The sequence below is a fragment of the Stutzerimonas sp. 21-1 genome, assembly GCF_056336065.1.
Window position 1 is genome coordinate 1366055 of record NZ_CM150500.1, and the last position, 20662, is coordinate 1386716.

A 20662-nucleotide genomic window follows, 5' to 3' on the forward strand; every position below is an offset into this window, starting at 1 on the left:
GTATCTGTGCCCTAGTCAGGTTGGGGCATTACCGGGTCGTTGACTATCCCTGGTCGTTGTTTCTCCAGTCTTTGAAGGAACCCAAGGCATGAGCGAAGTTGAACTGCGGCTGGTTGCCCATGTGGATCAGGCCACCAAGGAGATTGCCGGGTTCCGAAAGGAGTTCGCTGAGACTGCCAAGGCTGTGGCCGCGCCGCTCAAGCGGATCGAGCTGTTGCAGCAGACGCAGGAGTCCGCCAAAAGGGCATCGACTGAGTTCTTCGCCGCTCGGCGGCGGGTGGACGAGCTACGTAAAGCGATGTCGGCGGCCGGCCAGCCGGTGAAATCGCTCGAGCGTGATCTCAGCGCTGCGGAGCGAACGCTCGCGCGAGCCACACTGGAGTTCGATCGGCAGAAAACCAAGGTCCGCGAGCAGCGAGCTGAGCTTCGCGCCGCGGGCGTAGATACCCGCAACCTCGCCGGTGAACAGCACCGCCTGCAGCTTGAATTGTCGAGGCAGTTATCGGCGGGGCGCGCCGACACTGCCCTGTCTGGTGCACAGGACCGCCTGGGTGTAACGCGCCTGCGTGAGTTGCGGGCCAATCTGGTGGCGCTGCGCAGCGACTATGACAGGCTCACCCGCTCGGGCGTTCTGTCTGCCACAGAGCGGGCGGCGGCCGAAGCGCAGTATCAGACCCAGCTCAAGGCGACGCGGGCATCTATTGCCGATATCCGCGCACAGGAATCTAGCGAAGGTGTGGGGGCTGGAGGTGGCATTGCAGCGATCGCGGCTCGCGCTGCAGGCTGGACGGCAGTTGCCTATTCGCTCAAGCAAGCGGTTGGTGGCTATGTTGCCGCGACCGATCGCGTCGGTGAGATGGATGATCGGCTGCGCAACGCATCAGCCACCGCGGAAGAGCACGCGTACGCGCTGACTCGCCTGCGTGAGATCAGCTCGCGCACCTACACGCAGATGGCCAGTAATGCCGAACTGTACATCGGCTCCGTGCTGCCGCTGCGCGAGCTTGGCTTTTCGACCGAGCAAGTACTGGACATGACAGAGGCCCTGGGCCTCGGACTGGTCGCCAGTGCCGTGAAGGGTGAGCGTGCCGCGGCGGTCATCGACAACTTCAACAAGGCCATGCAGACCGGCGTGTTGCGTGGCGATGCGTTCAACGCTGTGCTGCAGAACGCGCCCGAGCTGGCGACTGCTCTGGCTACCGGCCTTGGCGTGACCCGCCAGGAAATGATCCGCATGGCCGAGGCGGGTGAACTGACCGCTCAACGCGTCATCCCAGCGCTGATCGGCCAGCTCGACGCATTGGGTGGCAAGGTCGATGGGATGCGGGTCACGGTCGGCGATGGCGCTACGAAAATGCGCGATGCGCTCGACGCCCTGATTGCAAGCATCGATAGCGTTGCGGGATTTTCCGATGCTGCCGCAGCCTCCCTTTCCAACATGGCCGATGCCATTCAGGAAATCGCCGGCGGCAATGTCGCGGAAGGCGCTGCGAAATCGATGATGGAGTTGTTCTCGTGGACTCCACAGGGGCAGTTGTTCGGGTGGCTCGGCCTGACCGATGCCATCAAGCAAAGCATCGCGACCGCGGAGGATGCGACTGGCAAGGCGCTCAGCGCGCGTGAGCGTTACGAGCTGCAGATGAGCCTGAAGGACAACGAGGAGCGCGATCGCAATATCCGGCGGCTCGTTGAAGAGGAGCGCTCTGCGGCAGCCTTGCAAGGCATACGCATTGACGACCTCGCAGCTGCGAAAAGCTATGCGCAGGAATATGGAACGACAGCGGAGGAGTTTCTGCAGCGGGAGCAGGAGCGTAACCGGCTCCGTGAGGCCGCCGATCAGACGGCCAAATCTCGCGCAAAAACTGTACGGGACGAGATGCTCTCGGACCTTCGGCAGAGCATCGCTGCCCAGTATGTCGAGCTTGAAAAAGCCCAGTCGAATCTGAAAAAAGCTCGGCAGAGCGAGCTGGACATTGAGCGCGAGTTTCGCGACCTCACTGCAGAGCTGCGCGGCGGCGGAACTGGAGAAGTCACGTTCGCAGATGCCCAGGACGCCCTGATTGCGGCCCGGGAGGCGAAGGCGCGGGGCGACGCAGAGGAGGCGATCCGCCAGGCACGGCGCAGTGGTGAAATCCTCAAGGAGTTGAAGAGCGCCGGCCAGAGCACCTATGGCTTCGAGGGCATGGCCAAGGAGCTGGGTCGCATTGCAACCGAGGCCGCTCGCCTCGAAAGCAGCGATGCCGAAGCTAAGGTTGAGGCCATAAAAGCGAGCATCCACGATCTCGTCGCACAGGGCGAAGCTCTGAAGGCAATGCAGATCGAGGTCGGCTGGGATGAGAGCAACGAAGCGGCAATCCGTCAGCGTATGCAGGCGCTTTCCGCGGACCTGGCCAAACAACTGATCATCCCCGCGACTGTAGTCGCGGGCCAGGTGAGTGCAGCCACGGGCCAAGACAATCCCGAGGGCTTTTCCGGCGGCGGCTGGACCGGCCCGGGCGGCAAGTACCAGCCTGCCGGCGTCGTGCATGCCGGCGAGCACGTGCAGCCGCAGGAGGTGGTGCGCGAGCCGGGAGCGTTGGCCTTCCTTGAGCGCATCCGCCGCAATGGTTTTCGCGCAACGCTGGATCAGCTGCGCCTGCGCGGCTATGCCAACGGTGGGCCAGTCGTACCGATACCGCGCTTTGTCCCGACCGTGCCGGCGCCGAGCGCTGCGCTGCTGGAGGCTTCGTCGGGCCCGCAGTTTCCGCACCTCGGCCAGGTTGACTTCAACTTCGGGGGGCAGACGCAAACCGTTTACGTCGAGCGCGGCAGCGTGAATGAGCTGCGCGAGGCGGCCCGGAAATTCGGCCGCACCCACCGCTAACCCGCCCCGCACCTGCGGGGCTTCTTGTTTCTGGAGCCTTCAATGTCCACACCTCGAATCATGCTCGGCGGTGTGCCGATCGTGCTGCATGCCGGTGCGCCCGATGAAAGCATCGGACCCATCGGCGGTAGCACCGTAATGCGCATGAGCGACGGCGCCGGCGTGAAGGTGCAGCACTGGCGAAAGTCGGCGGGGACGATTTCCGGCAACGGCTGGATGCCCCCCGGCTTGGCCGGCCTGGACTTCTCCCAGCCGCTGGAGCTGCGCAGCACCAAGACGCTGAGCCACGTCGGCACGGGGCCGACCTTCACGCTGCTCGGTACGCCGCGGCCTGACGTGGAACCCTGGGCCCAGGCGCTGATGGGCGGACGGGACTGGGTACGGGTGCCGTGCTCGTTCGCGGATGGCGTGGTCACCGTGCCGCCCGTGGCCGGCGCGACGCTGTACCAGGCCTGCTACATGCCGGTGTTCTCGGTATTCGCCGAGGCGCCACAGGAAACGCAGTCCTCCGGCACCGCCAGCCACAGCTGGTCCATCACCTGGGAAGAAACCTGATGCTCAACGGATCGCCCCTCAACGCCGGGCCGCTCAATAGCCTGCCGGGCGGTGCGGCTGAGCCGGAATATGTGGTGCGCGGCCAATCGTTCGTCTGGGCGCTGCGGGTGCTGATAGGCGGTGTGAACCTCACGTCCCAGCTCACCGGCGCCGTGACCGTCGATCGGGAGGAGGGCGCCGCGGGCATCGCAGGCTTCGACCTGTTCATCGCGCCGGGCACGCCCGTGGTGCCAACGGACTGGAAGGGACGCAGCGTCACCGTCGACTACATCACCACGAGCCAGGGTGTGACAACCGAGGCGCGGCGCTTCACCGGCCAGGTCAGCATTGCCAACTGGAACCCGGTCACCCGCCTGCTGAGCTGCGAATGCTCGGACCAGCTGCAACAGCGCGTCGAGGGTATGACGGTTACCGCCATCGATGCGCTGATCGGCGGCTACTGGTCGGCGGATGTGTTCGAGCCGGTCGAGGGGCGCAGCCACTGGGATTATGCGCTTGAACGGCTGAGCACGCGCCCGGCCAGCCTGGACTGCTCGCCCACCGGCGAACTGCGCGTCACCAGCTGGTATGCCGGCGCGCCGGCGTTCGTATTCGGCCCCGGCACCACGCTGTACCAGACGGTCAAGCTGCAGCAGGGCGATCTGGATCGCACCACGAACCGCGTCGAAATCGAGTTCAGCTACCGCTACAACCGTCTCTGGCAGCGCAACAAGAACTACCAGTGGCAGTCGCCGGAAACGCAAGGCCTCACTGGCCTGAGCGGCTTCTGCCAGTGGCGCACCAACAGCCACGAGCTGCCGACCAAGGACATGATCGCGGAGGCTGCGTCCGACAACGGCGAGACGCTACTGAGCCCGGATTACTACTCGCTGCCGCTGACGATGGCCGACCCCTGCGGAGACGGCAGCCCCTGGAGCAACACCTTCGATGACCTGCTGCTGGGCGTCAGCTGGATCGGCGCGCGGCGCTGGGTGCAGGTGGTCACCGAGAAATACACGCTCACCCTCGCCACGGCAGCGGGGGAGGCCGAGGCATCGCGCATCGTCCAGCGTGCGTCCTACACCGTCGACGTCGATGACGACCGCGCGCAGGAATGGACGGACGAACCCATCCTCGGGGGCAACAGCGGCAGCAGCGATCTCGAAGACGACGCCCGGCGCGATGCTGCGCTCAACGTGGCGCTGCACATGGGCAAGACCGAGATCATCGCCGCGCACCGCGAGGCCACCCTTACCTGGCAGGTGCCGACCAGCCTCGCGCTGGGCATCGACCTGACACATACGCTGGAACTCAACGACCAGGGCGCCCATGCGATTGGAAAGTGCCGGCGCATCGTCGACACGTTCGACCTCGGCGGTGGTGACCCTGTCACCGCCATCAGCATCGCCGTCATGCGCGGCGGCGGCGTGAGCGACCCTCTGACATTGCCGAGCCGGCTCGGCGCCGGTGCGGGAGGCGGCGGCGGTACCGGCAGCGCGCCGGCCAACATCCTGCCGACGCAGCTCGGCGGCCGGCTCACGTCGCCACCCTATGACGACACGCTCGACGGCTTTGCCGGCAACTACTCCTCGACCACGTCAGGCACCGAGACATTCCCGCGGCGCATCGATTCGATTGCCGACGAGATCCCGGCCGCCGACCGCGACGAACGCCAACTGGATGCCGCCGTGCTGTACCGCGTCGGCGTCCCTAACGATCTGCTGGAGCTGTGATGGCCTGGATCAACAATTACCGCGAACCGATCGAGCTGGCGCAGGGCGCCACAACCGCCGCGCTGGCTCTGCCGAATGGCTCTTTCCGCCTCACGCTGAGTGACGCGGCGCGCACCCGCTGGGAAATCGTCGATGCCGATGTGGTCGCCGGCAGCGCCACCCTCACGCGCGCCCTGGAAGGCACGCAGGACCAGGCATGGCCGGGCGGCAGCGTCATCTACTGCGACGTCACAGCCGGCCAGCTCAACGACTTGCTGGCGCGTATTGAGGCCCTGGAGGGCGGCGCCGTGCCGGCCGAGGCGCTTACCGATGGCAACGGCGAGCCCCTGGTCGACGCCGACAGCAACTACCTCACGACGGAGATTTGATCATGGCAGTGCAGCACACCTACACCTCGGTCGGCGTACCCAGCATGGATGCCGCGCCCGGTTCGCATTGCACCGACGACGCCGGCAACCAGTACATCATGGGGCTGAGCGGCCTCGCCTCCGACTGGATGCAGCTGGCCGATGCGGCGAACTCGATGCTCTACCTGACCACCACGACCACGCCGCCAGAGCCGGTACCGGAGCGCGGCGCCATCTGCACCTCAACCACGGGCGGGCCGTACCGCGTATGGGTGACGCACAACCCCGGTGGCGAAACCTGGGCGTGGCTTGAACTGGCCCTCGCAGGGGTGTAAGGCATGGCCAGCCTACAGGAGCAGCGCCGCGCCATCGCCGAGGGCATGCGCCGCAGCCGTGCCGCCACCGGCGAGGCTCAGCGCAACGCCACCGGCAACTCCATCATCGAGCAGCGCACCGGCCGCGCCGTCGCGGACGATATCAACCGCCTCACCAAGCCACCGGCGCAGCGCCGCACGCTACGCCCGATCGAACCCGTCGGGTCGCTGCCGGCCTCACGCGGGCGCGGGGTGTATAAGCCGCAAGCGGCGGCGGGTGGAACGGCCGGCATTGCCGGGCCGCTTCAGGAAACGGAGCGAACCTACGCCGCGACACCTGAATACATCGAAAGCATCGACGGGCGTGGCTACTGGCGGGTTCGCCGGGTCGAGACCATCACGATGGTCGATGCAAACGGAAACGAAGTGGTCTTCAACTACCTGCAGGCGCCTCCAATCCTATGAGTTGCGAATCGAACTGGGCTTCGCCACTGTGGATCGAGGCCTTCGACCCCTACCCGTGGCATGGGCTGGTCTACCTCGCCGGCGGCGTGCGGATGCTGCAGCCGAGCCAGGGGCGGCCGGCGCTACCGTTGCCGCCCACGCCGCCCAACTACTACGAATTCCAGCCGTACACGGCAAACCCCGCGCTGTGGGACATAGGGAATCCTGATCCACCGCCCTCACAGTGCCTGTTTGACGCCGGCGCGGAATCGCTTGGGCGTTGCCTGCTTGATGTAACCGCACTGGAAACCCGGGTTGGCGAGGTTACGAGGCGGCTGCGCGTGTCGTGGGGGCTGGATCGGCCGAATGAACTCCTACTGACCGAGGGCGGAGTAGAGGTCGCCACAGCCGCGTTTGATCGCGCGGCGTTGCTGGCGGGGGTTGGACTGCTGGTCAATCCGGTCGACGGCTCGAATATCAGCCCCATGATTCGGATGGACCAAATCGACCGGTCGAACGACGGACGCAAACGGCTGATGGCCACGGTCGGCTTTGCCAGTGGGTACGTGTTCATTACTGGCGTCATCATCGTTCAGATCGGCGAGGAGTCGGACGGCAGTTTGACGCTCAGCTACACCGCGGTGGCAAACACGCCGGATTGCCTCGGCACATACACCTACAACCGCACCTCTGACCGCAGCTCAGCAAGGCTCAGCTCAGCAACGGGTGGCCTGGAGCTGACGCCGATTCCGCCCGAGTATTCGACCGGTGCCGGCCTGTACCCGTACCCGCATGTTGGGTCGATGGCAGAGGGCTTCGAGCGAACCGGCATGGTGGTCGGCGGGTGGCTTACCGCGAGCGGCGCTCAGCTGGTGCGCTGCGATCACTCGCACCAGGTCACGCAGTCATCGGACCCGGCTGGCTCTCACGCCGAGAAATGGCAGCCCGAAGACACCACGTACAACCACGAAATCTGGCGTATCGACTACACCCGCGCGCGCGAATATTCCCTACGCCTCTACGCTGGCGCCGCCTCCGTGGTGCTGACGGGGCGGGACGATATGAAGCGAACCGCATCGGTGGAGAACGATGAAGAGTTCGGGACACCGATCTGGCCGGGCAGCATCGACTACTACGACTACGAGGCCGTGACCGGCATAGGTAGCTCGACCAAAGAGTCAGTCGAAACCAGCTGGCAAATCGTTGACGACTTCGCCCGCATCACTTCAATCAACGCCTCTGCTCCGCAGGACACTACGAAACAGCGAGCGCCGGACAGCCCGGCATTCGGCGGCAGCATGGTTGTCAGCCTGACGACCAACTGCCAGAAGGCTCGCGCGCTGACCGTGCTCACGAGCACGGAGCGGTTCATGACCACCGTCCTGACGCCTTCTGGCCCGGTCGGTGCGCTTGCATCCGCAAACAGAAACGTCACCGCCACCGCGATATTCAACCCCATGACGCTTGATACCAAGCGTTCCGTCGACCACCCGACCATCCAATTGCTCGGATTCGTCTGACGTCTCCACGCCCGGAGCAACCATGCAGCCAGCGAAACACGATCTGCGCATCGAGCAGGGTTCGACCCTGCGCGACAGCCTGCGGCTGATGCAGCCGCGCTACGAATACCGGCCCATCGCCTCGCTCGGCGGCTCGCCACTGCACCTCACCGTCGACCACGGCCTACCGGGCGACTGGCTGGCCTGGGTCGAGGGTGTGAGCGGCATGCAGGGCATCAACCGCTCGCCACGCACTGAGAAGCCGCACCGCGTGAAGGTGATCGACCCCGCCACGCTGGAAATCAACGCACTGTCCGCCTTCGGCCTATCGCCCAGCGGCGGGCAGCTGATCTACAAGCCGCCCGTGGACCTCACCGGCGCCACGGCACGCATGCAGATCCGCGCTCAACTCGGCGGCGCCGTGCTGCTGGAGCTGACCACCGAGAACGGTGCGCTCGCCATCACCGGCCTGGGCACCATCACCCGCACGCTCAGCGCCGCGCAAACCGCCGCGCTGACATGGACCGATGGCGTGTACGACCTCGAGGTGCAATTCCCGGACGGCACCGTGCAGCGCTACCTGCAGGGCGCCGTCACGGTCGGCCCGGAGGTCACCCGATGAGCATCGTCATCTGCGGAGACCCGGAGGTGCTGGTCATCGAGGCCGGCGTCGAGTACGCCGTGGCGCTGGAGCCGGATGAAGAGACGAGCGTCGTCACGGTCGGCGAGCAAGGGCCGCCCGGCCCACCCGGGCCAACCGGTGGCAGCGCCCTGCAACGCACGGCCGGCGAAACCCTCAGCGCCCTGCGTGCGGTGTACGAGCTGGATGGCCTTGTCCGCGCGCTCGACTACCGCGACGACACCCACATCGACCTGCTGCTCGGCCTCTCGCTCACCGCCGCGCCGGCTGGTGGCGCCGTCAACGTGCAGCGCTCCGGTGTACTGGATGACAACAGCTGGAATTGGCTGCCAGGCCGCATCTACCTCGGCGCCAACGGCAGCCTGACCCAAGCGCCGCCCGCAGATGGCTACTGCGTGCTGCTCGGCGCCGCCACTTCCGCCACCCGCATCACCCTCAATCTGCAAGACCCCATCGATCTGGAGAACTGAACATGGCCTCTCGCTACATGACCCTCGCCAATGGCGTGCGCAAACTCGTCGAGGCGCTGGTCGCCTCTGCTGGCGTGGCCGACGCCGGCAAAATCGTCGCCACCGGCCCGGACGGCAAACTCGACCTGTCGCTGATGCCGCTGGGTATCGGCGCCGACACCGTGTCGGCGGTTGCCTCCGAAGCGATCGGCGCCGGCAAGTTCGTCAACTTCCACGACAACGCCGGCACCTTCTCCGTGCGCCTGGCGGACAACAGCAATGGCCGCCGAGCCGACGGCTTCGTGACCGAGGCCTTCGCCAGCGCGGCGACCGCGACCGTCTACCCGATGGATGGCGTCAACTCCGCGCTGACCGGCCTAACCCCAGGCGCGCGCTACTACCTCGACACGGCCGGCGGCGTAACCGCCACCCCGCTCGATGAAACCGACGCCCTCAATGCCAACAAAATCAGCCAGTACGTCGGCACGGCGAAGTCCGCCACCGAACTGGTCACCGATGACAGCGACCCGGTAACCCTCTGATGACAGCCCGCCGACCTCTCGTGCTCGTAAACGGGCAACGCAAACAGCTGCCAACTGGCGACACGCTGGCCGGCGTCGTGCATGACACCGACCCGCGGCTCACCGACGCTCGCGAGTGGACGGCGACGACCGTCACCCAGGCAGAGGCAGAGCAGGGCACCGCAACGACCCGCCGCGCATGGACCGCGCAGCGTGTGTTCCAGGCCGTCGCTGCCTGGTGGTCGGCCAGTGCGATGAAGACCAAGTTGGACGGTATCGCCGCTGGTGCAACGGCAAACGCCACCGCCGCCCAGCTGCGTGACCGTTCCACCCATACCGGCACGCAGGCAATCAGCACCGTGACTGGTTTGCAGACGGCGCTCGACGGGAAGATCAACACCAGCGAGCGCGGCGTTTCGGGCGGCATCCCGACGCTGGATGAGTTCGCGCGGATTCCGCCCAGCCAGTTGCCGAGCTACGTCGACGACGTGCTGGAGTTCGCCACCACGGCGCAATTTCCTGCCACGGGCGAGGGCGGGAAAATCTACATCGCCATCAACCAGGGTACGGCCGCGAACCCGACGCGCCAGTACCGCTGGACCGGCTCCGTCTACGCCGAAATCAACCCCTCGCCGGGCACGACCGACGCCCTGGCCGAAGGCTCGACGAACCTGTATTTCAGCGAACACCGCGTGCGCAACACGGTGCTGACGGGGCTGAGTCTCGCTGTGTCTACGGCAGTCACGGCGGCTGATACCGTGTTGTCGGCGTTGGGGAAGATTCAAGCCAGGCTCAACCTGCTGGGCACAGCGGCGAACGCGAATGTGCAAACCAGCGCAACCGATACCACCACCGGCGCCGTGCTGGCCGTTGGGGCAGCGAACCTGCTAACCGCTTCCGCGAGCGAAGGCTTCGAGGTACTGAAGGGCTCCCGCTTCCTACGGGCTGGGACCGATGGACCGCTTGGCTCGACCATCTGCGGCGGGCTGTCTATCGGCGTCACCGGCACCATTGAACAGCAGCTGGCGATGCGCCTGGGGCGCGCGTTCTTCAGGTCAAAAGGTGACGCGGACTCCGCTTGGAAGGAGTTCTGGCACGATGGCAACTTCAACCCTGCCGCCAAACAGGACAAGTCCACCGTCATCGGCACGGCAACAACCCGAACGCTGGCGCTGACGGACGCCTGGAACTACGTGCGCCCCGGCACGACGAGTGCCATCACCCTGACCGTTCCGGCCAACGCCTCGGTGGCGTTCGAGATCGGGACAGAAATCACCATCCGAGCGCTCGGCACCGTCACGCTGGCCGCCGCCAGCGGCGTTACCCTCAACGCCCCATCGGGCGGGACGCTCAGCATGACCGCCCGAATGACCGTGACGCTCAAGAAGGTCGCCACGGACGTATGGGACGTGATCGGCCAAACGGTGGCAGCATGATGCCCGGTGTGTTGTCGGGGTTTACTCTGAAGGTCGACTCGCCAGCGGCGCCGCGCAGCCTCACCTACGTCGCCAGCGGCTACGACCCGGCGCTCTACTACGAACTTTCGTGGCTGGCCCCATCATCTGGCGGCACGCCTACCGGCTACCGGGTGTACATGCGCGCGAATGGCGGGGCGTACTCGCTGAAGGCGGAGACAACCTCGCTCTCGGCAAAGGTCTACGGTATGTCTGCGGGCAACACCAACGACTTCTACGTCACGGCGTTCAACAGCTCCGGCGAGGGGCCGGCGTCGAACGTGGTCAGCGTGGCGCCGTCCTGATACCGGCGCAGCTGTGCGCTGGCGCACGCGATGCCCGTTGCGTATGCGGCATGATCGACGCTCAACCTGATCGCAAAAGGAATTGCGATGAAACGATCTGCCAAACGGATTGTGAGCGCAGTGGCGGCTTGCCTGGGGTGCGCCCTGATCGGCGCCTACATGGGAGCCAACCATGCCTATGACCGCATCAGCCGCGAGCTGCCACAGATGATCGAGGCCGCGGGTTGCTCACCCGATTACGGCGGCGCGCCCCTCAGCGCGGGAAGGTCGTAAATCGCGCAAACATGGGTAGGGTGCCAGCGCGGCATCCAACTGTTGCAAACAGACATCGAGCGCTTGTGCCCGTCGTTCCCGTTGGCCGCTGGCGAGCGCTTCAAGCGCGTCCGTCAGCGCCTCGGGCGCCGGCTCGCACAACAGAATGCCGTGCCGGACACACAGCGTCTTGCCCTTGTAGGTCAGCTGCAGGGGCTCGCGCGCCGCTATCGCCGCTCCGTCATCCAGCAGCGCCTGGACATGGTTTCGTAGTGTCAGGGACTTGCGGCGCTCGTTGTACAGCTGACCCATAACCACTCCGTTAAATGTCAGCCGCCAATAGTGACAGAGTTCACGCTTTAGTGACATCATTACGCCACTACTCGCGCTGCTCCTTCCGCGTGGATGTGGTTTTCCCGGGCCCGCTTATGCGGGCTTTTTTTCGCCTGGAGAAACCATGCGACCACTGACTGAGCAGCAGCTGCTGCGCATCCTCCCCAACGCCCGCCCCGTCGCGGGCGTTTTTGTTTCTGCGCTCAACCAGGCCATGAGCCGTTACCGCATCGACAGCCCGGTACGGCGTGCGGCGTTTCTGGCGCAGGTCGGGCATGAGTCCGGTCACCTGCGCCGGCTGGTGGAGAACCTCAACTACAGTGCCGCCGGCCTTGCCGCCACCTGGCCAGCGCGATTCCGCGCGGCCGATGGGCAGCCGAACGCACTGGCGCAGCGGCTGGCGCGCCGGCCAGAGGCCATCGCCAACCACGTCTATGCCGGTCGCCTGGGCAATGGGCCGACGGCGAGCGGCGATGGCTGGCGGTACCGCGGGCGAGGGCTGATCCAGCTCACCGGGCGCGACAACTACTGCGCCTGCGGCGATGCCATCGGCGCGGATCTGCTGACGAAACCCGAGCGGCTCGAGCAGCCCGAATGGGCCGCGTTGTCCGCCGCGTGGTACTGGGCCAGCAACGGCCTCAACGAACTCGCCGACGCCGGCCGCTTCACCGATATCACCCGCCGCATCAACGGCGGCACGCACGGCCAGCCGCAGCGCCTTGCGCTATGGCGGGCGGGGCAGGAGGTGTTCGCATGATCGCCACGCTCAAGCAGTACAAGCTGGCCGCTGCAGGTGTGGCCGTCCTCGTGCTGTGCTCCCTGTCGTTCGGTGCCGCGTGGCAGTGGCAGGACAACGCCTACGGCAAGCGGCTGGCCGAGAAGAATGTCGAGCACCAGGTGTTTCTGCGTCAGGTCGCCGAGGCGAATGCTGCGGTGATCCGCCAGCAGCAGACCGATCGGCAGGACCTTGAGCGGCGCCTGGCCGACGCCGACCAACAATCAACCGAGAAACTGAACCATGCACTCACCGAAAACGATCGCCTTGAGCGCCTGTATAGCTCTGCTGATGATGAGCGCCGCCGGCTGCGAATCGACGTCAAGATTGCCCGAGCCGACGCTGTCGTGTCCGCCGCCACCAGCGCCGGCCGCGTGGGCGATGCAGCCAGCGTCGAACTCAGTGCAGCAGCTGGATCAGCTGTTTGGGATATCCGAGCCGGAATGATCAGCGACCAGGAGAAGCTGGCCTACCTGCAGCAGTGGGCGAGGGCCGTTCGGGCTGTTAACGCCGGGCAGGGCAGCCAATAGGCGTATCATGAGGCGCTTTGCTTGGGGGAACTTATGCTGCTTTTGCGGATGGACGGGGGCCTGACCTATACGCTCGATCGCCAGATTGGCAGCTCCGGCAAGCACGGCATCTTCGAGTTTCATCGGTCCGCCAGCTCCTACATGAGTCCCCCGGACTACACGCCTTATCGCCACGCCGCCATTTCCCCAGCTGAGCCGAAGGTCGGCGCCAAAGCGCAGATCGCAATCTGTAAACCGGGCGCACCTGAGGCTGAGTGGATACCGCTCGGAGAGGGCGTGGTGGCGTTCGATACAGATCGGTAGCGCTCGGCGGCGGTGCGGGGATACGTTCGCGCTATGTTCGCCGACGTGCTTGTCGAGATGGAGTCAGCAGGTCGGGCAATGGCAGCACAGGCTGACTGCGCCCGCAGCGCCAGACTCACCTGTGAGGAGGTCTATGACCGGGTGATGGCGGAGTCGTCTTCGAAAATCCAGTAACTGTCGACATAAAGGCTCCGGTCTACCGCCCGTTTAATATGGGCCACCTCGTTTGACCATCCGATGCCGCCGGTACATCAAAAAACCAATGCCGATCAGGCACCACTGAGCGACAGTGTCGAACGAGCTTGCACGCGCGTCAGTCACCAGGTCGACCGCCAAATCAAGGCATCCCCATACAGTTGCAATAACGAGAAAAATACCGAGAAGCAGCAGCGTCTTTTGTTTCGGGGATCGCTGTACTGGGCGGTTACGGTCGTCCCAGTTCTCGGCGTGGCAATGCGGGCAATGGGTGCTAATAATCGCTCCGCCACCTAGCCACCCACCATACTTCCAGCCCGCATAGATTCCCTTTGAGCGCACAGTTACTGGGTTCATGCTCTGCCCACAGCACTGACATACTCGACGGTTGTCCATTGCATCCGTCCCTCGTTTGATCTGTAGCGTGATGGTGGCGCTGAGCCACATGAAAAACAAGCGGAGTGTTATTGAGGCCTGATCAGCTCCGGCCCTTCGTTGCGAACATTCCCTACGGCGCGGTCGACCGCAAACCACTCAAACGCCTCAACCGGCAGCGCCAGGTCGCGCACAATCTCCTCGGCGCGCGCCAGTGATAGATCTGGCTCGATCCATTCGCGCGCTCGTTCTGCCTCGAGTACGACCGGCCGCCGGTCGTGGATATCAACCATGCCCTGGTCGCTGTCGGCGGTGATGATCACGAAGCCGTCACCGTCGCGATCGGTCATGCCGGCGCGGTCCATCTGCGCCAATGCGGCGAACCACAGTGGTTCGCCGTCCTTGCGGCGGATGTAGTAGGGCTGCTTTTTCTTCGGGTCCGATGGGTCCTTGACCCATTCATACCAGCCATCAGCAGCGACCAGCGTTCGGCCGGTCGCCCAGATGTCCCGGAAAAACCGGCTGGTCGCTGCCGTCTCCACCCGCGCATTGATCGCTGGTGGGCGCTTACCCACGGCCCAGAACGGCTGATAGCCCCACTGCAGGCGGGCCATGCGCAGGCCCGTGTCCGTCTCGTAGAAAATCATTACGCGAGACCGCGGCGCGACGTTGTAGCGGTTGATAGGCTCCGGGTCGACGCCTCCTTCGATGGGTTTGTCGTAGCGCAGCGCATCCAGATACTCGACCGCTGTTCGGTACTGCGTGAAACGACCGCACATATCCCCTCCAGCCTGCTATCGGATGGCTGTCTCTCTACATTGACCGCATGGTGTGCTCGCGGTTTACTGTACACATATACAGTAATCGCAGAGCAGTACTATGCGCGCCACCATCCTGGGCCAGCTCGGCCCATCGTCAACATTCCTTCAGTACGTCGACAGCCGCGTGCCGGCCGGTTTCCCTTCGCCGGCAGCGGATTATGAGGAGGTCACGCTCTCCATCGATGAGCTGGTCGACCTGCGTACGCCACACGTGTACCTGGTAAGAGTAGAAGGCCCCAGCATGATCGGCGCCGGCATATACGACGGCGATGTGCTGGTGGTGAATCGGGCGCTGGAGGCGCGCTCTGGCCACGTTGTTGTCGCCTATGTCGATGGTGGGATGACGGTCAAACGGTTGCAGGTGACGCCGGAGGGCGTGTGGCTACAGCCAGAAAACCCGGATTACCGCGCGCTCCGCGTTACTGAGTCCCTGCACGTATGGGGCGTGGCCACTCACAATCTGCACCAGCTATGTTCGCGCTGATCGATTGCAACTCGTTCTATTGCTCGTGCGAGCGTGTCTACCGGCCCTGGCTCGACAGCGTGCCGGTGGTGGTGCTGAGCAATAACGACGGGTGCGTCATCGCGCGTACGCGCGAGGCCAAGCGCCTGGGCATACCGATGGGGGCGCCGTATTTCCAGTGGCGTGACCAGATGCGTGAGTGGGGCGTGGTGTGCTTCTCCAGCAACTACGAGCTTTACGGGCAGATGAGCGCCCGGGTGATGGCGACACTGGAGGGGATGTTTCCGCGAATCGAGGTGTACAGCATCGACGAGGCATTTGCCGACCTGACAGGGATGACGGGCGACCTGGTGCCGCTGGGGCACGAGGCGCGTGAGCGAGTGCTGCGCTGGACCGGTATTCCAGTAGGGGTGGGGATTGGGCCGACGAAAACCTTGGCCAAGCTCGCCAACTGGGCGGCCAAGACCTGGCGCAAGTCCGGCGGGGTGATCGACCTTCGCGACCCTGAGCGACGGGACAAGCTGTTGCAGATGACCGAGGTAGCCGAAGTGTGGGGCGTTGGTCGTCGGCTGACCGCTAGGCTGCGACCGCTGGGTATCGAAACAGCTTGGGACCTGGCGCAGTACGACGCCGCATCGCTGCGCCGACAGTTCAGCGTGGTGCTGGAGAAAACCGCCCGCGAGCTGCGCGGGATCTCCTGCCTCGAGCTGGAGGAGGCGGTGCCGCCGCGGCAGATGATTTGCTCATCGAAGATGTTCGGCAGCCGCCTGCGTGATGTCGCCCCGATACGCGAAGCGGTTGTCGCCTACGTCACCAAGGCCGCCGAGAAATTGCGTTCCCAGCAAAGCCTGGCCGGCGCGCTGCAGGTGGCCATTCGCACCGGCATGCACAACCCCAACCAACCGCGCTACGCCAACGCCATCAGCTGCCCACTGCCGTACCCGACCGATGACACCCGCGTGCTCGCGGCGGCGGCCGTGCGTGGGCTTGAGGCCATCTACAAGCAGGGCTACGCCTACAGCAAGGCGGAGGTGCTGCTGATGGATCTGCGGCAGCGGGGCGAATTCACTGGCGACCTGTTTGCCGCAGCCCCACGGCCTGGTGCCGATCGACTGATGGCGGTGGTAGATCAGATCAACGCGCGCGAGGGAAGGGGGACAGTGCGGCTAGGGCGTGTCCCGGCTACTGCGGAGTGGTCGATGAAGCGCGAGAAGCTGAGCCAGCGGTATACGACGCGGTGGGACGAACTAATGGTCGTGCGTTGAATGGAGGATGGGCTGACCGCTATCAGTTGGCGCGTTTTGCTGTCGGTTCAGGTAGTGCCGCTACTCGGGACTGAACGCTGGCCAGTAGCTGTTGTATTTCTGCTGTTACGCCGCGCATGCCGTCTGCGGTAGAACCCATGCCCAATATCTCCGCATTGGTACGCACCTCGGTGTCAAAAAGCGCTTGCATCCGCTGAGTGGCCGCTTCGGTTGGTGGGTTGGATATGGCACGAGCATAGTGCCTCAGCTTTTCCTCGCCGTAGTCCCTGGCGCGTTCAGCGTCTCTGTTGTTGAGCTCAATCATGCGAATCAATCCCTTGGCGCGCAGGTAAAGGCGAACAAACGAAGCAGCAAGATCCGGGTCAAGCCTGCTTAGGCATGCCGGCGCGGAGTCATAAACGGGGAACGGATTTGCGCCGATAGGCAGGATGCTGACATAGGGAGCGCCTGCTGGGTGCTTCAAGAGTTCAGAGCCATATTCCGCCATGTAAATTTCAAACGCAGTAGTGATTTCGGCTGTGACCAACTTGGCGGTGTCGCGGAGTAGCGTGGCTTCTGTGAAATTGTTCTGCTCCGCCTCCAGTCTGTACGAATGGCGGGCGGCATAAAGGGTGAAAAAACCTCCGACCAAAGCCCCGAGAAAGGCGCTGAAAAGTTCGCTCATGGGTGGTGCTCCAAAAATGCTACGCAAAAAATTCATGGTGTCTTATGTAATTGTTTTACAAGGCTTTATTAGAATTGCGGGTACAGTCCATCATCGGTGCGACGGAGAAGCGGCGAGACACGGAAGGTTCCGCAGCTTCGGGTGTTGAGGGGGAAATCACTTCATGCATCCTTTAACGCATCCTGGGTGTTTGCACCGGCAGGGCGTTGTTGAGTGGCAGTCCTGATTGGCATCTCTCGGCAAGATCGGTGGGGCGTCTTGCCTTCAGGTTCCGGTGAATTATGCGGCATGCCGCAGGAGCCCTGAAGGGGCGCGGTGCAGCCGCAGACAGCAGGTAACTTCATTGGGTCATCAGCGGCGGGCTGTTCGTGCCTCATGAAGAAACCGGCGTTGGCCGGATTTCGTCATGAGGCGCGAGGGCGCGTCAGCCGGCCGGAGTGCTGGCCCGGTAATGGTCGAGCAGCGCCTGGATCGGATGGCGCAACTTGTTGGTGTGCAGGCGCGAGGTCTGGCTGCGGCAGGAGTAGCCGGTCGCCAGCGGCTCGGCCTGGCTGTCCGCGGCCAGCGCCGGCGCCCAGGATTGCTCGAAGATCGCTTTCGAGGTCGCCAGATTGCGCGCCTCGTGGCCATAGGTGCCGGACATGCCGCAGCAGCCGGTGGCCTGGGGCGCCAGGGTCAGACCGGCGCGTTCGAACACCTGGTTCCACAGCGCCGTGCTCGGTGCAGCGTTGGTCTTCTCGGTGCAGTGCGCCAGCAGCCGGTAGCTCGCCAGCGGCGCCGCGTCCGCCACGGCCGCACGCTCGGGCAGCGCGCGCGCCAGCCATTCCTGCGCCAGCAGCACCTCGGGGCACTGCAGGCCGGGGATCTTGGCGTACTCCTGGCGATAGACCAGGGTCATCGCCGGGTCGAGGCCGACCAGCGGAATGTCGAAGGTCGCCAGCTCCTGCAAACGCTGGGCGTTGCGTCGGGCCGCGCGGGCGAAGGCGCCGAGAAAGCCTTGCACGTGCAGCGGCTTGCCGTTGGCCGAGTAGGGCGCGAGAAACACCTTGAAGCCCATCCGGCTGGCCAGTTCGATGAAGGCCGCCAGCAGCGGCGTCTCGAAATAGCGGGTGAAGGCGTCCTGCACCAGGATCACGCTGCGTTCGCGCTGCACCGGGTCGAGCGCAGCCAGGGTCTGTGGCGTTGCCGTTGCGACATCCCAGCGCCGGCAGGCCTCATCGAAGTCGAAATCGCTGAGCAGCGGGCTGTAGACCATGCCGATGCGCCCGGCCAGCAACCTGTCTACCCAGGGCGCCGCCATGATGGCGTTATAGAGGCGCGGGACGCGCGCGAACAGCGGCAGGCTGAATTCCAGCGAGCCAATCAGGTAGTCGCGCAGCGGGCGCAGGTAGCGCTGGTGGTACAGCTCGAGGAAGCGCGAGCGGAACTCGGGGACGTTGACCTTCACCGGGCACTGGCCTGCACACGACTTGCACGCCAGGCAGCCCGCCATGGCGTCGTAGACCTGGTGGGAGAAGTCCGCCTCGGCACTGCGCGAATTGCGCCAGCGTTCGGGCAGCGCGCGCAGGAAGTTCAGCGGGCCGCGCGCTGCCGGGGCGAGTACGTCGACGCCGGCCTGTTGCTGCAGGCGCAGCCACTCGCGCAGCAACGAGGCGCGCCCCTTGGGCGAGTGCACGCGCTCGCGGGTGGCCTTCCAGGACGGGCACATGGCGTCGTCCGGGTCGAAGTTGTAGCAGGCGCCGTTGCCGTTGCAGTGCATGGCCGTGCCGTAGCTTTGCCAGACGCGCTCGTCGATCTGCCGGTCCAGCTCGCCGCGCAACGGCACCTCGTCGATCTTCAGCAGTGCCTCGGGGCTTTCCAGTGGCGTGGCGATCTTGCCGGGGTTGAGCTGGTTGAACGGGTCGAACGCACGCTTGAGCGCCTGCAGCGAGGGATAGAGTTCGCCGAAGAAGGCCGGCGCGTATTCCGAACGCACGCCCTTGCCGTGCTCGCCCCAGAGCAGGCCGCCGTGACGCTGGGTGAGTTCGGCCACTGCATCGGAGATCGGCCGCACCATCGCCGCCTGTGCCGGGTCCTTCATGTCCAGCGCCGGACGTACGTGCAGCACGCCGGCATCGACGTGGCCGAACATGCCGTAGGCCAGGCCGTGGGAGTCGAGCAGGGCGCGGAATTCGGCGATGAACTCGGCGAGGTTCTCCGGCGGCACGGCGGTGTCCTCGACGAAGGGCTGCGGGCGCACTTCGCCTTCCACGTTGCCCAGCAGGCCGACCGCCCGCTTGCGCATTGCGTAGATGCGTCCGACCGCCGCCTGGCCCACCGCCAGCGTATGGCCCAGGCGCTGCACCTGAGTGTCGCGCTGCAGGTGTTCGACGAAGGCGGCGACCCGCGCGTCCAGCTCGGCCGGGTCATCGCCGGAGAATTCCACCAGGTTGATGCCCAGCGTTGGCTGTTGCGCGTCCTGCGGGAAATAGTCGGCGACGCCGTGCCAGACGATGTCCTGCATGGCCAGCATGAGCACCTTGGAATCCACTGTCTCGATCGACAGCGGTTTGAGTGCGAGCAGGCTGCGCGCGTCGCGCAGCGCATCCATGAAGCCCGCGTAGCGGATGTTCACCAGCACCGAATGCCTGGGAATCGGCAGCACGTTGAGCTTGGCCTCGACGATGAAACCCAGCGAGCCCTCGGCGCCGCACAGCACGCTGTTGAGGTTGAAGCGGCCGTCCGCCTCGCGCAGGTGCGCCAGGTCGTAGCCGGTCAGGCAGCGGTTCAGCTTGGGAAAGCGCGCTTCGATCAGCGCGGCTTTCTCGCGCTGAATACCCTCGGCGCAGCGGTAGACCTCGCCGATGCGATCCTGCCGCGCCAGTTGCCCGGCCAGCGCCGCATCGTCCAGGGCGGCCGTGTGCAGACGTTCGCCGCCGAGCAGTACGCTGTCCAGTTCGAGCACGTGGTCGCGGGTTTTGCCGTAGGTGCAGCTGCCCTGGCCGCTGGCGTCGGTATTGATCATGCCGCCGATGGTCGCGCGGTTGGAGGTCGACAGTTCGGGGGCGAAGAACAGCCCGTGCGGCTTGAGCGCGGCATTCAGCTGGTCCTTGACCACGCCGCTCTGCACGCGCACCCAGCGCTCGGCGACGTTGATCTCCAGAATGCGGTTCATGTGCCGCGACAGGTCGACGACCACGCCGTCGGTCAGCGACTGGCCGTTGGTGCCCGTGCCGCCGCCGCGCGGCGACAGGCGCACGCTGCGATGCGCAGGTTCGGCAACCAACCGGGCCAGCGTCTCGACGTCGCGTGCATCCAGCGGAAACACCGCCGATTGCGGAAAGCGCTGGTAGATGGAATTGTCGGTCGCCAGCACGGTGCGGCTGGCGTGGTCTTGGGCGATCTCGCCGCGAAAACCGGCCGCGCGCAGCGCGTCGAGGAAGGCGATATAGGGCGCAGCGGGCGCGCTGGTGGGGAGGCGGGCAATCATGGTCGACGGTTCTCGCTCATCTGGCGCGCGACGCGAGGTCGGCGTCCTATTTTCGGATCGCCGAATTCTCGCCCTCGGGGCGCCGTGCTACAAAGGTATTTTCCGTCATCGATC

The 20662-nt window shown here is 65.1% G+C and carries 21 protein-coding genes; 17 read left to right on the forward strand and 4 right to left on the reverse strand.

Annotated elements, in window-relative coordinates; translation table 11 throughout:
* The first annotated feature begins 88 nt into the window (after positions 1–88).
* The 12 genes from AC0ZJQ_RS06850 to AC0ZJQ_RS06905 are packed head-to-tail and all read left to right on the forward strand — an operon-like array spanning position 89 to position 11103.
* Complete coding sequence (locus tag AC0ZJQ_RS06850; RefSeq protein WP_476477562.1) at positions 89–2863, forward strand: tape measure protein; 2775 nt, start codon at positions 89–91, stop codon at positions 2861–2863.
* Between the two features lie 42 nt (positions 2864–2905).
* On the forward strand, positions 2906–3418 hold the full coding sequence (locus AC0ZJQ_RS06855; protein ID WP_476477563.1) for a hypothetical protein: 513 nt from the start codon (positions 2906–2908) through the stop codon (positions 3416–3418).
* Entirely contained in the window at positions 3418–5130 is a 1713-nt protein-coding gene (locus AC0ZJQ_RS06860; protein WP_476477564.1) for a hypothetical protein, read from the forward strand. Before AC0ZJQ_RS06855 ends, AC0ZJQ_RS06860 begins: the two co-directional genes overlap by 1 nt.
* Complete coding sequence (locus tag AC0ZJQ_RS06865; protein WP_167135622.1) at positions 5130–5498, forward strand: hypothetical protein; 369 nt, start codon at positions 5130–5132, stop codon at positions 5496–5498. Before AC0ZJQ_RS06860 ends, AC0ZJQ_RS06865 begins: the two co-directional genes overlap by 1 nt.
* A 2-nt stretch (positions 5499–5500) precedes the next feature.
* The gene (locus AC0ZJQ_RS06870) at positions 5501–5812 is read left to right on the forward strand and encodes a hypothetical protein (RefSeq protein ID WP_476477565.1); all 312 of its coding nucleotides are present in this window, start codon (positions 5501–5503) and stop codon (positions 5810–5812) included.
* A gap of 3 nt (positions 5813–5815) precedes the next feature.
* On the forward strand, positions 5816–6256 hold the full coding sequence (locus tag AC0ZJQ_RS06875) for a hypothetical protein (protein WP_043296299.1): 441 nt from the start codon (positions 5816–5818) through the stop codon (positions 6254–6256).
* On the forward strand, positions 6253–7755 hold the full coding sequence (locus AC0ZJQ_RS06880) for a hypothetical protein (protein ID WP_476477566.1): 1503 nt from the start codon (positions 6253–6255) through the stop codon (positions 7753–7755). Before AC0ZJQ_RS06875 ends, AC0ZJQ_RS06880 begins: the two co-directional genes overlap by 4 nt.
* Positions 7756–7777: 22 nt before the next feature.
* Entirely contained in the window at positions 7778–8356 is a 579-nt protein-coding gene (locus tag AC0ZJQ_RS06885) for a hypothetical protein (RefSeq protein ID WP_476477567.1), read from the forward strand.
* Positions 8353–8844 (forward strand): hypothetical protein, encoded by a 492-nt coding sequence (locus AC0ZJQ_RS06890; protein ID WP_476477568.1) that lies wholly within the window; start codon positions 8353–8355, stop codon positions 8842–8844. The genes AC0ZJQ_RS06885 and AC0ZJQ_RS06890 overlap by 4 nt, the downstream gene beginning before the upstream one ends.
* 2 nt (positions 8845–8846) lie before the next feature.
* Positions 8847–9365 (forward strand): hypothetical protein, encoded by a 519-nt coding sequence (locus AC0ZJQ_RS06895; protein WP_043296306.1) that lies wholly within the window; start codon positions 8847–8849, stop codon positions 9363–9365.
* The gene (locus AC0ZJQ_RS06900; RefSeq protein ID WP_476477569.1) at positions 9365–10780 is read left to right on the forward strand and encodes a hypothetical protein; all 1416 of its coding nucleotides are present in this window, start codon (positions 9365–9367) and stop codon (positions 10778–10780) included. The genes AC0ZJQ_RS06895 and AC0ZJQ_RS06900 overlap by 1 nt, the downstream gene beginning before the upstream one ends.
* On the forward strand, positions 10777–11103 hold the full coding sequence (locus AC0ZJQ_RS06905) for a fibronectin type III domain-containing protein (protein ID WP_476477570.1): 327 nt from the start codon (positions 10777–10779) through the stop codon (positions 11101–11103). Before AC0ZJQ_RS06900 ends, AC0ZJQ_RS06905 begins: the two co-directional genes overlap by 4 nt.
* Before the next feature lie 228 nt (positions 11104–11331).
* On the opposite strand, the gene AC0ZJQ_RS06910 is transcribed toward AC0ZJQ_RS06905, so the two are convergent.
* Complete coding sequence (locus AC0ZJQ_RS06910; RefSeq protein ID WP_476477571.1) at positions 11332–11667, reverse strand: hypothetical protein; 336 nt, start codon at positions 11665–11667, stop codon at positions 11332–11334.
* Positions 11668–11812: 145 nt separating this feature from the next.
* On the opposite strand from AC0ZJQ_RS06910, the gene AC0ZJQ_RS06915 reads away from it, so the two are divergent.
* From AC0ZJQ_RS06915 to AC0ZJQ_RS06925, 3 genes are read left to right on the forward strand one after another with little or no spacing between them, the layout of a single operon-like run.
* Positions 11813–12445, forward strand: a complete 633-nt coding sequence (locus AC0ZJQ_RS06915; protein ID WP_476477572.1) for a glycoside hydrolase family 19 protein — start codon at positions 11813–11815, stop codon at positions 12443–12445.
* Positions 12442–12993, forward strand: a complete 552-nt coding sequence (locus tag AC0ZJQ_RS06920) for a lysis system i-spanin subunit Rz (RefSeq protein WP_476477573.1) — start codon at positions 12442–12444, stop codon at positions 12991–12993. The genes AC0ZJQ_RS06915 and AC0ZJQ_RS06920 overlap by 4 nt, the downstream gene beginning before the upstream one ends.
* 33 nt (positions 12994–13026) lie before the next feature.
* Positions 13027–13296: a hypothetical protein gene (locus AC0ZJQ_RS06925; RefSeq protein WP_043296311.1), complete on the forward strand. Its 270-nt coding sequence runs from the start codon at positions 13027–13029 to the stop codon at positions 13294–13296.
* A 659-nt stretch (positions 13297–13955) separates the two neighbouring features.
* Here AC0ZJQ_RS06925 and AC0ZJQ_RS06930 read toward each other — a convergent pair.
* Positions 13956–14645: an SOS response-associated peptidase family protein gene (locus AC0ZJQ_RS06930; protein WP_476477574.1), complete on the reverse strand. Its 690-nt coding sequence runs from the start codon at positions 14643–14645 to the stop codon at positions 13956–13958.
* 100 nt (positions 14646–14745) lie between these two features.
* On the opposite strand from AC0ZJQ_RS06930, the gene AC0ZJQ_RS06935 reads away from it, so the two are divergent.
* Positions 14746–15171, forward strand: a complete 426-nt coding sequence (locus AC0ZJQ_RS06935) for a LexA family protein (protein ID WP_155552465.1) — start codon at positions 14746–14748, stop codon at positions 15169–15171.
* Complete coding sequence (gene umuC, locus AC0ZJQ_RS06940; RefSeq protein ID WP_476477575.1) at positions 15159–16415, forward strand: translesion error-prone DNA polymerase V subunit UmuC; 1257 nt, start codon at positions 15159–15161, stop codon at positions 16413–16415. Before AC0ZJQ_RS06935 ends, umuC begins: the two co-directional genes overlap by 13 nt.
* A 22-nt stretch (positions 16416–16437) precedes the next feature.
* On the opposite strand, the gene AC0ZJQ_RS06945 is transcribed toward umuC, so the two are convergent.
* Together AC0ZJQ_RS06945 and ydiJ are read right to left on the reverse strand one after the other, a co-directional pair.
* Positions 16438–17079, reverse strand: coding sequence for a hypothetical protein (locus AC0ZJQ_RS06945; RefSeq protein ID WP_155552469.1), 642 nt, complete (start codon positions 17077–17079; stop codon positions 16438–16440).
* 424 nt (positions 17080–17503) lie between these two features.
* Positions 17504–20548, reverse strand: coding sequence for a D-2-hydroxyglutarate dehydrogenase YdiJ (gene ydiJ / locus AC0ZJQ_RS06950; protein ID WP_476477576.1), 3045 nt, complete (start codon positions 20546–20548; stop codon positions 17504–17506).
* Positions 20549–20662: the final 114 nt, after the last annotated feature.

What these genes read in the sequence shown, in the direction of transcription:
- AC0ZJQ_RS06850 (WP_476477562.1), top strand. Translation starts at nt 89, where the DNA reads ATGAGCGAAGTTGAACTGCGGCTGGTTGCCCATGTGGATCAGGCCACC.
- AC0ZJQ_RS06855 (WP_476477563.1), top strand. Translation starts at nt 2,906, where the DNA reads ATGTCCACACCTCGAATCATGCTCGGCGGTGTGCCGATCGTGCTGCAT.
- AC0ZJQ_RS06860 (WP_476477564.1), top strand. Translation starts at nt 3,418, where the DNA reads ATGCTCAACGGATCGCCCCTCAACGCCGGGCCGCTCAATAGCCTGCCG.
- AC0ZJQ_RS06865 (WP_167135622.1), top strand. Translation starts at nt 5,130, where the DNA reads ATGGCCTGGATCAACAATTACCGCGAACCGATCGAGCTGGCGCAGGGC.
- AC0ZJQ_RS06870 (WP_476477565.1), top strand. Translation starts at nt 5,501, where the DNA reads ATGGCAGTGCAGCACACCTACACCTCGGTCGGCGTACCCAGCATGGAT.
- AC0ZJQ_RS06875 (WP_043296299.1), top strand. Translation starts at nt 5,816, where the DNA reads ATGGCCAGCCTACAGGAGCAGCGCCGCGCCATCGCCGAGGGCATGCGC.
- AC0ZJQ_RS06880 (WP_476477566.1), top strand. Translation starts at nt 6,253, where the DNA reads ATGAGTTGCGAATCGAACTGGGCTTCGCCACTGTGGATCGAGGCCTTC.
- AC0ZJQ_RS06885 (WP_476477567.1), top strand. Translation starts at nt 7,778, where the DNA reads ATGCAGCCAGCGAAACACGATCTGCGCATCGAGCAGGGTTCGACCCTG.
- AC0ZJQ_RS06890 (WP_476477568.1), top strand. Translation starts at nt 8,353, where the DNA reads ATGAGCATCGTCATCTGCGGAGACCCGGAGGTGCTGGTCATCGAGGCC.
- AC0ZJQ_RS06895 (WP_043296306.1), top strand. Translation starts at nt 8,847, where the DNA reads ATGGCCTCTCGCTACATGACCCTCGCCAATGGCGTGCGCAAACTCGTC.
- AC0ZJQ_RS06900 (WP_476477569.1), top strand. Translation starts at nt 9,365, where the DNA reads ATGACAGCCCGCCGACCTCTCGTGCTCGTAAACGGGCAACGCAAACAG.
- AC0ZJQ_RS06905 (WP_476477570.1), top strand. Translation starts at nt 10,777, where the DNA reads ATGATGCCCGGTGTGTTGTCGGGGTTTACTCTGAAGGTCGACTCGCCA.
- AC0ZJQ_RS06910 (WP_476477571.1), bottom strand. Translation starts at nt 11,667, where the DNA reads ATGGGTCAGCTGTACAACGAGCGCCGCAAGTCCCTGACACTACGAAAC.
- AC0ZJQ_RS06915 (WP_476477572.1), top strand. Translation starts at nt 11,813, where the DNA reads ATGCGACCACTGACTGAGCAGCAGCTGCTGCGCATCCTCCCCAACGCC.
- AC0ZJQ_RS06920 (WP_476477573.1), top strand. Translation starts at nt 12,442, where the DNA reads ATGATCGCCACGCTCAAGCAGTACAAGCTGGCCGCTGCAGGTGTGGCC.
- AC0ZJQ_RS06925 (WP_043296311.1), top strand. Translation starts at nt 13,027, where the DNA reads ATGCTGCTTTTGCGGATGGACGGGGGCCTGACCTATACGCTCGATCGC.
- AC0ZJQ_RS06930 (WP_476477574.1), bottom strand. Translation starts at nt 14,645, where the DNA reads ATGTGCGGTCGTTTCACGCAGTACCGAACAGCGGTCGAGTATCTGGAT.
- AC0ZJQ_RS06935 (WP_155552465.1), top strand. Translation starts at nt 14,746, where the DNA reads ATGCGCGCCACCATCCTGGGCCAGCTCGGCCCATCGTCAACATTCCTT.
- umuC (WP_476477575.1), top strand. Translation starts at nt 15,159, where the DNA reads ATGTTCGCGCTGATCGATTGCAACTCGTTCTATTGCTCGTGCGAGCGT.
- AC0ZJQ_RS06945 (WP_155552469.1), bottom strand. Translation starts at nt 17,079, where the DNA reads ATGAGCGAACTTTTCAGCGCCTTTCTCGGGGCTTTGGTCGGAGGTTTT.
- ydiJ (WP_476477576.1), bottom strand. Translation starts at nt 20,548, where the DNA reads ATGATTGCCCGCCTCCCCACCAGCGCGCCCGCTGCGCCCTATATCGCC.